The 13251-nt window shown below is 60.3% G+C and carries 13 protein-coding genes and 4 tRNA genes; 13 read left to right on the forward strand and 4 right to left on the reverse strand.

The annotated features are described in order from the left end of the window. The first annotated feature begins 122 nt into the window (after positions 1–122). A complete protein-coding gene (gene ispH / locus AB7933_RS05650) occupies positions 123–1070 on the forward strand; it encodes a 4-hydroxy-3-methylbut-2-enyl diphosphate reductase (protein ID WP_024073332.1) in 948 nt (315 codons plus the stop codon). Here the strand turns inward: ispH and AB7933_RS05655 are convergent. Beyond that, positions 1024–1605, reverse strand: a complete 582-nt coding sequence (locus tag AB7933_RS05655; RefSeq protein ID WP_024073333.1) for a GspH/FimT family pseudopilin — start codon at positions 1603–1605, stop codon at positions 1024–1026. The two genes, ispH and AB7933_RS05655, sit on opposite strands and share 47 nt — an antisense overlap. Positions 1606–1809: 204 nt before the next feature. Between AB7933_RS05655 and pilV the strand changes: the two genes are divergently transcribed. Genes pilV through thiO form a run of 5 tightly spaced genes read left to right on the forward strand, consistent with a single transcriptional unit; the run spans position 1810 to position 5116 of the window. Beyond that, a complete protein-coding gene (gene pilV / locus AB7933_RS05660; protein ID WP_041160836.1) occupies positions 1810–2295 on the forward strand; it encodes a type IV pilus modification protein PilV in 486 nt (161 codons plus the stop codon). After that, on the forward strand, positions 2292–2999 hold the full coding sequence (locus AB7933_RS05665; protein WP_024073335.1) for a PilW family protein: 708 nt from the start codon (positions 2292–2294) through the stop codon (positions 2997–2999). The genes pilV and AB7933_RS05665 overlap by 4 nt, the downstream gene beginning before the upstream one ends. A 7-nt stretch (positions 3000–3006) precedes the next feature. Next, positions 3007–3537 (forward strand): pilus assembly PilX family protein, encoded by a 531-nt coding sequence (locus AB7933_RS05670; RefSeq protein WP_024073336.1) that lies wholly within the window; start codon positions 3007–3009, stop codon positions 3535–3537. Between the two features lie 11 nt (positions 3538–3548). After that, entirely contained in the window at positions 3549–3950 is a 402-nt protein-coding gene (locus AB7933_RS05675; RefSeq protein WP_024073337.1) for a type IV pilin protein, read from the forward strand. A gap of 56 nt (positions 3951–4006) precedes the next feature. After that, positions 4007–5116 carry a glycine oxidase ThiO gene (gene thiO / locus AB7933_RS05680; protein ID WP_041161094.1) on the forward strand — a complete coding sequence of 370 codons (1110 nt, stop codon included), beginning with the start codon at positions 4007–4009 and terminating at the stop codon, positions 5114–5116. On the opposite strand, the gene AB7933_RS05685 is transcribed toward thiO, so the two are convergent. After that, positions 5103–5336 (reverse strand): PP0621 family protein, encoded by a 234-nt coding sequence (locus AB7933_RS05685; protein ID WP_024073339.1) that lies wholly within the window; start codon positions 5334–5336, stop codon positions 5103–5105. The genes thiO and AB7933_RS05685 overlap by 14 nt on opposite strands. Before the next feature lie 127 nt (positions 5337–5463). After that, on the reverse strand, positions 5464–6489 hold the full coding sequence (locus AB7933_RS05690; protein WP_024073340.1) for an outer membrane protein assembly factor BamD: 1026 nt from the start codon (positions 6487–6489) through the stop codon (positions 5464–5466). A 149-nt stretch (positions 6490–6638) separates the two neighbouring features. Between AB7933_RS05690 and rluD the strand changes: the two genes are divergently transcribed. The 7 genes from rluD (at position 6639) to AB7933_RS05725 (ending at position 11759) form a co-directional block, all read left to right on the forward strand. Continuing rightward, positions 6639–7601: a 23S rRNA pseudouridine(1911/1915/1917) synthase RluD gene (gene rluD / locus AB7933_RS05695; RefSeq protein WP_024073341.1), complete on the forward strand. Its 963-nt coding sequence runs from the start codon at positions 6639–6641 to the stop codon at positions 7599–7601. Then, positions 7598–8323, forward strand: a complete 726-nt coding sequence (gene pgeF, locus AB7933_RS05700; protein ID WP_024073342.1) for a peptidoglycan editing factor PgeF — start codon at positions 7598–7600, stop codon at positions 8321–8323. Before rluD ends, pgeF begins: the two co-directional genes overlap by 4 nt. 154 nt (positions 8324–8477) lie before the next feature. Next, the gene (gene clpB, locus AB7933_RS05705) at positions 8478–11042 is read left to right on the forward strand and encodes an ATP-dependent chaperone ClpB (protein ID WP_024073343.1); all 2565 of its coding nucleotides are present in this window, start codon (positions 8478–8480) and stop codon (positions 11040–11042) included. 303 nt (positions 11043–11345) lie between these two features. Then, positions 11346–11421 (forward strand) — tRNA-Asn (locus AB7933_RS05710). Between the two features lie 10 nt (positions 11422–11431). After that, a tRNA-Pro gene (locus tag AB7933_RS05715) sits at positions 11432–11508 on the forward strand. Positions 11509–11513: 5 nt separating this feature from the next. Continuing rightward, positions 11514–11589, forward strand: a tRNA-Lys gene (locus tag AB7933_RS05720). Positions 11590–11682: 93 nt separating this feature from the next. After that, positions 11683–11759: transfer RNA gene (locus AB7933_RS05725), tRNA-Pro, on the forward strand. Between the two features lie 193 nt (positions 11760–11952). On the opposite strand, the gene AB7933_RS05730 is transcribed toward AB7933_RS05725, so the two are convergent. Continuing rightward, positions 11953–13251, reverse strand: a complete 1299-nt coding sequence (locus AB7933_RS05730; RefSeq protein WP_017845476.1) for an NAD(P)/FAD-dependent oxidoreductase — start codon at positions 13249–13251, stop codon at positions 11953–11955.

The raw sequence follows: 13251 nt of genomic DNA on the forward strand, positions 1-13251 counted from the left end.
TCAGAGGTTTGTCTACTGACCCACCGCCATCGGGGGCAAGCCCCCTCCCACCTATGATCTTCATTGTCGTTTGGGTCAGCGTCACGCCTGACCCAAAATAGCCGCAAGACACGAGGCACCGCATGCAAATCAAACTCGCCAACCCCCGTGGCTTCTGCGCTGGCGTGGACCGGGCGATCGAAATCGTCAATCGCGCCCTGGAAGTCTTCGGACCGCCGATTTACGTACGCCATGAAGTGGTCCACAACAAATTCGTGGTCGAAGACCTGCGCGCTCGCGGCGCGATCTTTGTCGAAGAGCTGGACCAGGTGCCGGACGACGTCATCGTCATCTTCAGCGCCCACGGGGTCTCCCAGGCGGTGCGTACTGAAGCTGCCGGGCGTGGCCTGAAAGTCTTCGATGCCACCTGCCCGCTGGTGACCAAGGTTCACATCGAAGTTGCGCGCTACAGCCGCGACGGCCGTGAGTGCATCCTGATCGGCCATGCTGGCCATCCGGAAGTCGAAGGCACCATGGGCCAATACGACGGCAGCAATGGTGGTGCGATCTACCTGGTGGAGGACGAAAAGGACGTCGCCAGCTTGCAGGTGCATAACCCTGAACGCTTGGCCTTCGTGACCCAGACCACCTTGTCCATGGACGACACCAGTCGCGTGATCGATGCCCTGCGCACACGTTTCCCGGCGATTGGCGGTCCACGCAAGGATGACATCTGCTACGCCACGCAAAACCGCCAGGATGCGGTCAAGCAATTGGCTGATGAGTGCGACGTGGTGTTGGTCGTTGGCAGCCCCAACAGCTCCAACTCCAATCGGCTGCGTGAGCTGGCCGAGCGGATGGCGACCCCGGCGTACCTGATCGATGGTGCCGAAGATATGCAGCGCAGTTGGTTCGACGGTGTCGAGCGGATCGGCATCACGGCGGGGGCTTCGGCGCCGGAAGTCCTGGTGCGTGGTGTGATCCAGCAGTTGCAGGCCTGGGGGGCCACGGGGGCCGATGAGCTCGCCGGACGTGAAGAGAACATCACTTTCTCCATGCCCAAGGAGCTGCGGGTTCGCTCGCTGCTCTGAGCCCCAGGGTGGCGGCGTAGCCCCGGCACAAGGCCTGCTCGGTTTTATCGCTGCGCAGGCTGATGCGTCCGCTGGGCGCCAGTACCACCTGGAACAGGCTCTGTGCCTGATCCGTCGCACACACATGGACGGTGCCGGCACGGAATCCCCCGCCTGCAAACACAGGCTCGCCCAACCCGCTGAAGCGTACTTGGTGCTTGACGGGCCCGTTGCCCACGATCGGTACGCGTCCACTGTCCTGGCGTTCCAGTAATACGGGGTTTTTGTTGTCCAGGTGCCCGCGCCCGCTCACGTCCACGATCACCCGCCACCCTCGACTCCAGTCGTCGTCCATCGCATGAATGATCACCGCTCGGTTGCGTGCGATGGCTTCGGTGCGGGCGTAGCGCATGCCGCCGGCCAAGGATTGCGCTGCGCTGTGCCGCTGCTGTGACTCAAGCAACCCCTTGAAACTTGGCACGGCCAGGTGAGCCAGGACGCCACTTATGATCAGCCCGAGTAGCAGCTCGATCAGGGTAAAGCCGCGTTGTGTCATATGCCGTCCCTCCTTGGACGCGGTAGATAATCAGATGGCAGGCTTAGGTATAGCGCCCTGAAGGGGGCGTTGAATGATGGCTTTTATGTCCAAAGTATTTCCCTATGTTCCGGGTGCAGCACGGTCGAAAAACCGCCGCTAGTCTTTGGCCGCACAGCAGGTTTTTCCTGCTTTCCCCGGCCTTCGACATGGATGACGACGGTAATGCTTGCTTGCCCTGACGTTTTTCTAACCCCTGCTGCACCCGAGCACCAAACTGGCATGACGCTGATCGAGGTGTTGGTGGCGGTGTTGATACTCGCCGTTGGCCTGCTCGGCGCAGCGGTGGTCCAGCTCAACGCGCTCAAGTACACCGACAGCGCGCGAATGACCAGCCAGGCCAGCTTTATCGCCTACGACATGCTCGACCGTCTTCGCGCCAACTCGGGCGCCGACTATTCGTGGGGGCTGGCCGAACGTGCCCCTTCCGTCACTGCCGGGGCGAGTGTGCGTGACTTGGACTTGCACGACTTCGAAGCCAATATCGTCGGTTTTGCTGGTGAGAGCGGCCAAGGTTCGGTGGTCATGCGCGGCAATGAGGTGATCGTCAGCATCAGTTGGGACGATGGCCGTGGCGCAAACAGCGGTGGCGCGAGGGAAACCTTCACCCTGACCAGTCGCATCGCCAGCGAGCCGCAGGTGGGGCCATGAACCGCGCGGTACGTGGGTTCAGCCTGCTGGAGTTGTTGTTGGCATTGGCGGTCGGGTTGATGCTGGTACTTGGCGTCAGCCAGGTCGCAATCAGCGCTCGATCGACCCAGGCCACTCAGCAGTCAGCCATGCTGATGCAAGACGATGCGCGATTTGCGCTCGGCAAATTGATTCAGGACATTCGCCTGGCGGGCATGTTTGGTTGCCTGGATGCGGGCTTTATCGAGAATGCGCCGCAGGCCTTTGAGCGGCCGATCAGTTGGGCAGGGGCGGGCAGCTCAAGGTCCCTGACGCTGGTTACGGCGGATATTGGTGAAGGCAGCGGGAAGCCGGACTGGACGGTGTTGTCCGACTGCTCCGGTTCCGCCCAGGCCTATTCGGGCACGCCACCGCCCGCTGCACCGGGGCAGATTCGGTTTGGCATACGCCAGGTCACCTACACCTTTGAGTCGGGCCAGATGAAAGTCAGTACGCCAGCATCCCCGGCCAAGGCGGTGCTGGTGGATGGCGTGCAGGCGTTCGATATCAGTTTTGGCATGGCGGACCGACCGGGTTCGACACGCGTGGTGCGGTATGAGTCCAGCCCGCTCGATGCTTCATTGATCCTCAGTGTCCGCATTCTCCTCACGCTGCACGACCCGACGGAGCGCGTGAAGGCTCAAACCTGGAGCGTCGTTGCCGCACTGCGTAACCGGTTGGGGTAGGGCGCTCATGGGGCTTGATAAGCGTGTCGATCTTCGCCAGGCGGGCATGGTGCTGTTGATCAGCCTGGTATTCCTGCTGTTGTTATCCCTGGTCGGCTTGTCTTCGATGCAGGGGGCCGTGTCCCAGCAGAAGATCGCCGGCAGCTTCTGGCATCGCAATCAGTCGCTGCAAAGTGCTGAAAGCGGCCTTCGGCTGGGGGAGACAGCCCTGCGGCGGGCAGGTGGTGCGTGGCCAACATGCACGTCACTCGTGACCTGTGCACCGCCAGGCGAGGCGTCTTCGGTAACTGGTGCTGGGCTTCATCCCGTGTCCGCAGTGACCTGGGTTGCCATGACGGGTGGCCTTTACGCTATTCAATCCCTCGGCCCAGCTGTGGGGCTGGTTCATCTGCCGCCCGAAACCCCGGCAATGCTGTATCGGGTCACGGCTGTAGGGCTCAGCGGTCAATCACGCACTGTGCTGGAGGTGGTGTATGCGCGGGTCGGCGAAGGCAGTGGGGCGCGGTTTCAGCGAGTGTTGTGGCGGCAACTTTACTGAGGAATGGTGTCATGGGCATGGATAGCCGAGGTTTTACCCTGATTGAGTTGTTGATCGCGGTGGCGATCATCGCGTTGCTGGCTGGTATCGCCTACCCCGGGTATACCGGCCATGTCCAAAAGGTTTATCGCGCGGAAATTGTCGCGCTGTTGACTGAACAGGCCCAGCATCTGGAACGCTATTACACGAGGAACGGCACTTTTATTGACGCAAACGGCATCAGTGCCGGCAATGATCGCTATAGAATCAGCGTGGCATTGAACCCTCAGGCGTTCAGCCTGCTAGCCACGCCGGTCGTCGACTCAGTCATGGCGGGTGATCGTTGCGGCGAATTCAGCCTGACCAGTACCGGCGTGCGCAGTAATCCGGGCGCAGCACCTGACATGTCGCGTACGACGTGCTGGGGGCAATGATGAGAGTGTTCGATTGGGCGCCGGGCGCGCTTTTCCCTTTTTATCGGCTGGATCAAATGATGGCTAAGCAGCAAGTGGTGATTGTCGGTGGTGGAGTAATCGGCTTGTTGACGGCGTTCAACCTGGCTACCCAGGGCCGGGCGGTCGTCCTGTTGGAGCGAGCGGGGCTTGGGCAGGAATCTTCCTGGGCGGGCGGCGGTATTGTTTCGCCATTGTATCCGTGGCGCTACAGCCCGGCGGTCACGGCGTTGGCCCATTGGTCCCAGGATTTTTATCCACAGCTGGCTGAGCGCTTGTTTGCTGATACCGGGGTCGACCCGCAGGTTCACACCACGGGGCTGTACTGGTTGGACTTGGAAGATGAAGCCGAAGCCTTGGCCTGGGCCGCGCGTGAGGGGCGGCCATTGAGCAAGGTGGATGTGTCGGCTGCCCATGATGCGGTCCCGGTGCTGGGTGGCGGCTACTCCCAGGCGATCTACATGGCGAACGTGGCCAATGTGCGTAACCCGCGCTTGATCAAATCGCTCAGGGCCGCGTTGTCGGCGTTGCCTGGGGTGACGATACACGAGCAGTGCGAAGTCGAAGGGTTTGTGCTGGAAGGCGACAAGGTAGTGGGCGTGAACACGGCCGCAGGGCCGATTTTCGGTGAGCAGGTCGTGCTTGCGGCCGGCGCCTGGAGCGGGGAGTTGCTCGGCAAGCTGGGCCTGTCGCTGCCTGTGGAGCCGGTTAAGGGCCAGATGATTTTGTACAAGTGCGCGCCTGACTTTTTATCGCGCATGGTGCTGGCCAAGGGGCGTTATGCGATTCCTCGGCGTGACGGGCATATCCTGATAGGCAGCACCCTGGAGCATGAAGGTTTCGATAAAACCCCAACCGAGTCGGCGTTGGAAAGCCTGAGGGCCTCTGCCGTAGAGCTGATTCCAGCCCTGGCGGAGGCTGAAGTGGTAGGCCATTGGGCGGGTTTGCGGCCTGGTTCGCCGGAAGGGATTCCCTACATCGGCGAAGTACCAGGCTTCAAGGGGCTGTGGCTCAATTGCGGGCATTACCGCAATGGCCTGGTGTTGGCGCCGGCGTCCTGTCAGTTGTTTGCCGACTTGCTGCTCAAGCGCACGCCGATCATTGACCCAGCGCCTTACTCCCCAGCAGGTCGGATCAACGCTGGATAGACTTGGGGCCTTGCTCCAGATGCGCCTGGGTGCAGTACCACATCTGTCCGGTGCTCAACGCGCGATCCTTTGGCAAGTGCACGCCGCAGTGAGCGCAACGCACCATCAAGGCTGCATCGGGTTCGCCGGCCCGTTGCTGTCTGGCTGCGGGGCTTTTGAATTTGCGCCAGAACCATACCGCGGCAGCAATGACGGCAATCCAGAACAGTAGACGAAGCATGATGGGCAGTTTCTCGACAAGGAATGTGGCAGTTTAGCCAAGGACGTGGCGGGCGCACAGCGTAATAAATACGCGCCCATAAAAAAGGGAGCCACCAAGGGCTCCCTTTTTGCGTCGTGTCGAACGGTCAGTCGAACACGCCGAAGGTCATGTAGCTGAACCACGAACGATCCTGGTTGTTGCCCAAGGCTTGTGGCGTTTCTTCTTCGATCACATCACCATTTTCGTCATGCGGCTTGAGGTCCGAAGGAATCGCTTCCTTGGCGTCTTGGAACTGCTTCATCACGTCCTGGTTGGCGCGGGTTTCGCCCGGCGGCAGCGGTGGACGGGACTCGATCAGGCCCAAGGTGTACTTGCTCAGCCACGAACGGTTGTCTGCTTCGGCCACTTGAGGCACGAACTGGCCGTCTTTCAGGCTTGGGTGGTCCGGGTAGTTGAGCTTCAGGGTTTCCAGGCTGGTGGCCGCCAGGGCGTCCAGGTGCAGGCGCTGGTAAGCCTCGGTCATCACTGCCAGGCCATCACCCACCGAAGGGGTTTCCTGGAAGTTCTCCACTACATAGCGACCACGGTTGGCGGCGGCAACATAGGCCTGACGGGTCAGGTAGTAGTGGGCAACGTGGATTTCGTAGGAAGCCAGCAGGTTGCGCAGGTAGATCATGCGCTGCTTGGCGTCCGGCGCGTAGCGGCTGTTAGGGTAGCGGCTGGTCAACTGGGCGAACTCGTTGTAGGAGTCGCGGGCAGCGCCAGGGTCACGCTTGGTCATGTCCAGCGGCAGGAAGCGCGCCAGCAGGCCAACGTCCTGGTCGAACGAGGTCAGGCCCTTCATGTAGTAGGCGTAGTCGACGTTCGGGTGCTGGGGGTGCAGGCGGATAAAACGCTCGGCGGCGGACTTGGCGGCTTCCGGCTCGGCGTTCTTGTAGTTGGCGTAGATCAGCTCGAGCTGGGCCTGGTCGGCGTAGCGTCCGAACGGATAGCGCGACTCCAGGGCCTTCAGCTTCGCTGTGGCGCTGGTGTAGCTATTATTGTCCAAGTCTTTTTGAGCTAATTGATACAGCTCGACTTCGCTCAGGTTTTCGTCGACGACTTCCTTTGTTGACGAGCAAGCAGCAGTCATGGCGAGGATGGCGATCAGCAGCAGGTGTTTCACTTGCATGGCGGCTTGCGTCCCTATGACGGCCGCTGTCTTGGGCGGGGCCGTCCTGTTATGATGAGCGCCCCGTTGAAAGCCTCGGGGCAAAAGACGCCGTATTTAACCACAAGCGCGCAGCCGAAACCAAAGGCTGTGCCACGCCTAGTCTGAGCATGTCCGATAAAATTGAACTTCGCGCAGAGGTGCCGTCCGAATTGGGCGGCCAACGCCTCGATCAAGTCGCCGCACAATTATTCGCTGAGCACTCGCGCTCGCGCCTTTCCGCCTGGATCAAAGACGGCCGCCTGACTGTGGATGGAGCGGTTATCCGCCCGCGAGACATAGTGCATGGTGGTGCGATTCTTGAGCTGACTGCCGAGCAGGAAGCCCAGGGAGAATGGGTCGCCCAGGACATCGAGCTGGACATCGTCTATGAAGACGACGACATCCTGGTCATCAACAAACCCGCAGGCCTGGTGGTTCACCCGGCGGCTGGGCACGCTGATGGCACCTTGCTCAATGCCCTGTTGCACCACGTGCCGGACATCATCAACGTCCCGCGCTGTGGCATCGTGCACCGCCTGGACAAGGACACCACCGGCTTGATGGTGGTGGCCAAGACCATTCAGGCGCAAACGCAACTGGTTACACAGTTGCAGAGCCGCAGCGTCAGCCGCATCTACGAATGCATCGTGATCGGCGTCGTGGTGGCGGGTGGCAAGATCAACGCACCCATTGGCCGTCACGGCCAGCAGCGCCAGCGCATGGCGGTGATGGAGGGTGGCAAGCAGGCCGTGAGCCACTACCGTGTGCTGGAGCGTTTCCGCTCCCACACCCATGTGCGGGTCAAGCTGGAAACCGGCCGTACCCACCAGATTCGTGTGCACATGGCCCACATCAACTTCCCGTTGGTCGGCGATCCGGCCTACGGTGGTCGCTTCCGCATTCCGCCAGCGGCCAGTGCCACCATGGTTGAGTCGCTCAAGTCATTCCCGCGCCAGGCGCTGCATGCACGCTTCCTGGAACTGGATCATCCGACGAGCGGTAAGCGGATGAGCTGGGAATCGCCTCTTCCAGACGATCTGGTGTGGCTGTTGTCGCTGCTCAAGCAGGATCGCGAGGCGTTTATCGGATGAGTGACTGGCTGATTCCTGACTGGCCCGTGCCGGCTCAGGTCAAGGCCTGCGTCACCACCCGTGCGGGCGGCGTCAGCCTGGCGCCGTTCGACAGCCTCAACCTGGGCGATCATGTCGAGGACAGCCCTGAGGCGGTGCTCGAAAACCGTCGTCGCCTGACTGAAGCCTTTCATATCCAGCCGGCCTGGCTGCGTCAGGTCCACGGGGTGGTGGTGGTCGAGGCTGACCCGAGCCGTATTGCCGAAGCTGATGGCAGTTGGACCAGTACCCCGGGTATCGCCTGTACGTCCATGACGGCCGATTGTCTGCCTGCGCTGTTCTGCAACCGTGCCGGTACCCGCGTCGCCGCTGCCCATGCCGGCTGGCGTGGCTTGGCGGCGGGCGTCCTGGAGGCGGCTGTCGAAAGCCTGGAAACCGAGCCTGCCGATATCCTGGTGTGGCTGGGCCCCGCGATTGGCCCGCAAGCCTTTGAGGTTGGCCCGGAAGTGCGCGAAGCCTTCGTGCAACAGCTACCGGGTACCGCCGAAGCATTTGTGCCGAGCCGCAACCCTGGCAAGTTCATGGCCGATATCTACCAATTGGCCCGTTTGCGCCTTGCCGCACGCGGTGTCACTGCCATCTACGGTGGCGATTTCTGCACCGTGACCGATCCCCGCTTCTTTTCCTACCGGCGCAATCCGCGCACCGGTCGATTTGCCTCCCTTATTTGGCTGGAGCGCTAGACTCTTCTGATCTGCGTCAATTGGCCATAGCTTGAATCTCCCAGAATCGGCCACATCTATAAGGCTATCTGGCAGGTTTCTTCATTCAGGATGTGTTACTCGCGAGCATGCTCGCTCATACATAGCTCCGGCCTGCTCAAAAGGAAGGTGACTAATGCGTATTGATCGTTTAACCAGCAAATTGCAGTTGGCCTTATCGGACTCCCAATCCTTGGCGGTCGGTCTCGACCATCCGGCGATTGAGCCTGCGCACTTGATGCAGGCGCTTCTGGAACAGCAAGGTGGTTCTATCAAGCCGCTGCTGATGCAAGTGGGCTTTGACGTCAACAGCCTGCGCAAGGAGTTGAGCAAAGAGCTCGACCAACTGCCGAAAATCCAAAATCCTACCGGCGACGTGAATATGTCGCAGGACTTGGCACGCCTGCTCAACCAGGCTGACCGCCTGGCGCAGCAGAAAGGTGACCAGTTCATCTCCAGCGAGCTGGTGTTGCTCGCCGCGATGGACGAGAACAGCAAGCTCGGCAAGTTGTTGCTGGGCCAGGGCGTGAGCAAGAAAGCCCTGGAAAACGCCATCAACAACCTGCGCGGTGGCGACGCGGTGAACGACCCCAACCATGAGGAGTCGCGCCAGGCACTGGACAAGTACACCGTCGACCTGACCAAGCGTGCCGAAGAGGGCAAGCTGGATCCGGTGATTGGCCGTGACGACGAAATTCGTCGCACCATCCAGGTTCTGCAGCGCCGCACCAAGAACAACCCGGTGCTGATCGGTGAGCCTGGCGTGGGTAAGACCGCGATTGCCGAAGGCCTGGCCCAGCGCATCATCAATGGTGAAGTGCCAGACGGCCTGAAGGGCAAGCGCCTGCTGTCCCTGGACATGGGGTCGTTGATTGCCGGTGCCAAGTTCCGTGGCGAGTTCGAAGAGCGCCTCAAATCCCTGCTGAACGAGCTGTCGAAGCAGGAAGGGCAGATCATTCTGTTCATCGACGAGTTGCACACCATGGTCGGCGCCGGTAAAGGCGAAGGCTCCATGGACGCTGGCAATATGCTCAAGCCCGCGTTGGCCCGGGGTGAGCTGCATTGCGTCGGTGCGACCACGCTTAACGAGTATCGCCAGTACATTGAGAAAGATGCGGCCCTTGAGCGTCGCTTCCAGAAAGTGCTGGTGGAAGAGCCGAGCGAAGAAGACACCATCGCGATCCTGCGTGGCCTGAAAGAACGCTATGAGGTCCACCACAAGGTAGCGATTACCGACGGCGCGATCATTGCGGCGGCCAAATTGAGTCATCGCTATATCACCGACCGTCAGTTGCCGGACAAAGCCATCGACTTGATCGACGAAGCGGCCAGCCGCATTCGCATGGAGATCGACTCCAAGCCGGAAGTACTCGATCGTCTGGATCGGCGCCTGATTCAACTGAAGGTCGAATCCCAGGCCCTGAAAAAGGAAGAAGACGAGGCCGCGAAGAAACGCCTGGAAAAACTCCAGGAAGAAATCCAGCGTCTGGAACGTGAGTATTCGGACCTCGAAGAAATCTGGACCTCGGAAAAAGCCGAAGTGCAGGGGTCTGCGCAGATCCAGCAAAAAATCGAGCAGTCGCGCCAGGAGCTGGAAGCGGCACGCCGCAAGGGCGACCTGAACCGCATGGCGGAGTTGCAGTACGGGGTGATCCCCGACCTGGAGCGCAGCCTGCAAATGGTCGACCAGCACGGCAAGAGCGAAAACCAGTTGCTGCGCAGCAAGGTGACCGAGGAAGAAATTGCCGAAGTCGTCTCGAAGTGGACCGGTATCCCTGTGTCGAAAATGCTCGAAGGCGAGCGCGACAAGCTGATGAAGATGGAAAGCCTGTTGCACCAGCGCGTCATCGGTCAGGAAGAGGCGGTGGTGGCGGTGTCCAACGCGGTACGACGTTCCCGGGCTGGCTTGTCCGACCCGAACCGTCCGAGTGGCTCGTTCATGTTCCTCGGCCCGACCGGTGTGGGTAAGACTGAGCTGTGCAAAGCCCTGGCCGAGTTCCTTTTCGATACCGAAGAGGCCATGGTGCGCATCGATATGTCCGAGTTCATGGAGAAACACTCCGTGGCTCGCCTGATTGGGGCTCCACCAGGCTATGTAGGCTACGAAGAGGGCGGTTACCTGACCGAAGCAGTGCGGCGCAAGCCTTACTCGGTGATCCTGCTGGATGAGGTCGAGAAGGCCCACCCGGATGTGTTCAACATCCTGCTGCAAGTGTTGGAAGATGGCCGCCTGACGGACAGCCACGGGCGTACCGTGGATTTCCGTAATACGGTGATCGTGATGACCTCCAACCTGGGGTCGGTACAGATCCAGGAACTGGTGGGTGATCGCGAAGCCCAGCGCGCTGCGGTGATGGATGCGTTGACCTCGCACTTCCGCCCGGAATTCATCAACCGGGTCGACGAAGTGGTGATCTTCGAGCCTTTGGCGCGGGATCAGATTGCGGGTATCACCGAGATCCAGCTGGGACGCCTGCGCAGCCGCCTGGCCGAGCGCGAGTTGTCGCTGGAGCTGAGCCGCGAGGCGTTGGACAAATTGATCGCGGTCGGTTACGACCCGGTGTATGGCGCACGGCCATTGAAACGTGCGATCCAGCGCTGGATCGAGAACCCACTGGCGCAATTGATCCTGTCGGGCAGCTTCATGCCAGGGACCAGCGTCACGGCGACCGTGGAAAACGACGAAATCGTCTTCCACTGAGCCTTGCCTGTATGGCGATAAGAGGAGGCCCCGCATTGCGGGGCCTTTTTTTTCGTTAGGGCGTTGAACTGTAAGGCAAAGGCTTGTAAAGTGCGCCCCGCAGCAACGTCAGCCCACGGGTTTCTTCTCCCCAAGGAGAAATCAGAAAGAAGCGCAAATCATTGTCTTAAAAGCAATTTAAAGGGTTGACAGGGGTTTTTAAGATTGTAGAATAGCGCGCCTCAGAGACACGAACGTAGCGATACGGACGGATCGAAGAGAAGGTTGTATCGCAGTAAAAGTTGTAAATTTGAAATGTGTAGTTCCGTGATAGCTCAGTCGGTAGAGCAAATGACTGTTAATCATTGGGTCCCAGGTTCGAGTCCTGGTCACGGAGCCAATTTCAAAACCGGGGTATAGCGCAGTCCGGTAGCGCGCCTGCTTTGGGAGCAGGATGTCAGGAGTTCGAATCCCCTTACCCCGACCATTTTTGGGTCGTTAGCTCAGTTGGTAGAGCAGTTGGCTTTTAACCAATTGGTCGTAGGTTCGAATCCCACACGACCCACCATTTTTGAGACCAGTTAACGCTGGAATCAGATCTTAAGATCAGAGGTCAAAAGCCCTGGTCGTGAAAGGCGACTGAAAGGTCGCCTTTTTTTACCGGGGTATAGCGCAGTCCGGTAGCGCGCCTGCTTTGGGAGCAGGATGTCAGGAGTTCGAATCCCCTTACCCCGACCATATTAAAAATCCTCGTATCGAAAGATACGGGGATTTTTTTTGCCTGGAATTATCTCAAATCCAACACAAAGCGAATATGGGAGGGGGCTTGCTCCCGATAGCAGTGTGTCAGCCACTCATTACTCAGCCGACTCACCGTCATCGGGCGCAAGCCCCCGCCCACATTAGCCGAGCCCCATCAGGGACCGTGTTGTCAGTGAAGCTTGAGTCGCGGCTCGGTCCCGCGCCCGATCCTGCTGCCCAGCATCAGCATCGCCGTGCGGAAGACGCCATACAGTGCCATCTGGTGCATGCGGTACAGCGACACATAGAACATCCGCGCCAGCCAGCCTTCGAGCATCACGCTGCCTGTCAGGTTGCCCATCAGGTTACCCACCGCCGAGAAGCGCGACAGCGAGATCAACGAGCCGTAGTCGGTGTACTTGTACGATGGCAGGTCCTTGCCTTCGATCCGCAGCTTCAACGATTTGGCCAGCAATGAAGCCTGCTGGTGCGCGGCCTGGGCGCGTGGCGGCACGTTGCGGTCGGTGCCGGGTTGCGGGCAGGCGGCGCAGTCACCGAAGGCGAAGATGTTTTCATCGCGGGTGGTTTGCAGCGTCGGCAGTACCTGCAGTTGATTGATGCGGTTGGTTTCCAGGCCGTCGATGTCCTTGAGGAAGGCTGGCGCGCGGATGCCGGCGGCCCACACTTTCAGGCTGGCCGGAATCACTTGGCCGCTGCTGGTGATCAGCGCGTCGGCCGTCACTTCACTGACCGCCGAGTTGGTCAGCACCGTCACGCCAAGCTTCTCCAGGGTCTTATGCACCGGCCCGCCAATCCGCTCCGGCAGGGCGGGCAACACCCGTGGGCCGGCTTCGATCAAGGTGATATGCATGTTTTCGGGTTTGATGCGATCCAGGCCATAAGCCGCCAGTTCGTGGGCGGCGTTATGCAGTTCGGCCGCCAGTTCGACACCGGTTGCTCCCGCACCGACGATGGCGACGCTGATCTTTTCCACCACGTCGGTTTGCCCGGCATGGGCGCGCAGGTAGTGGTTGAGCAGTTGCTGATGGAAGCGTTCCGCCTGTTTGCGCGTGTCGAGGAACAGACAGTGTTGCGCCGCGCCTTCGGTGCCGAAGTCATTCGTGGTGCTGCCGACCGCGATCACCAGGCTGTCATAGCCCAGCACGCGCGCAGGCACCAGTTCGCGGCCTTCTTCATCGAGGGTCGCCGCCAGCTGGATTTTCTTCTGTTCACGGTCGAGCCCGCTCATGCGCCCCAGTTGGAACTCGAAGTGGTTCCATTTGGCCTGGGCGACGTAGTTGAGTTCGTCTTCCGAAGAGTTCAGCGAGCCGGCGGCCACTTCATGCAGCAAGGGCTTCCAGATATGGGTCAGGTTGGTATCCACCAGCGTGATGCTGGCGGTGCCGCGTTTTCCCAGAGTCTTACCCAGGCGGGTAGCCAACTCCAGGCCGCCGGCGCCGCCGCCGACGATAATAATACGATGGGTCAT

This window comes from Pseudomonas gorinensis, from assembly GCF_042015035.1.
Taxonomy (GTDB): Bacteria; Pseudomonadota; Gammaproteobacteria; order Pseudomonadales; family Pseudomonadaceae; genus Aquipseudomonas; species Aquipseudomonas gorinensis.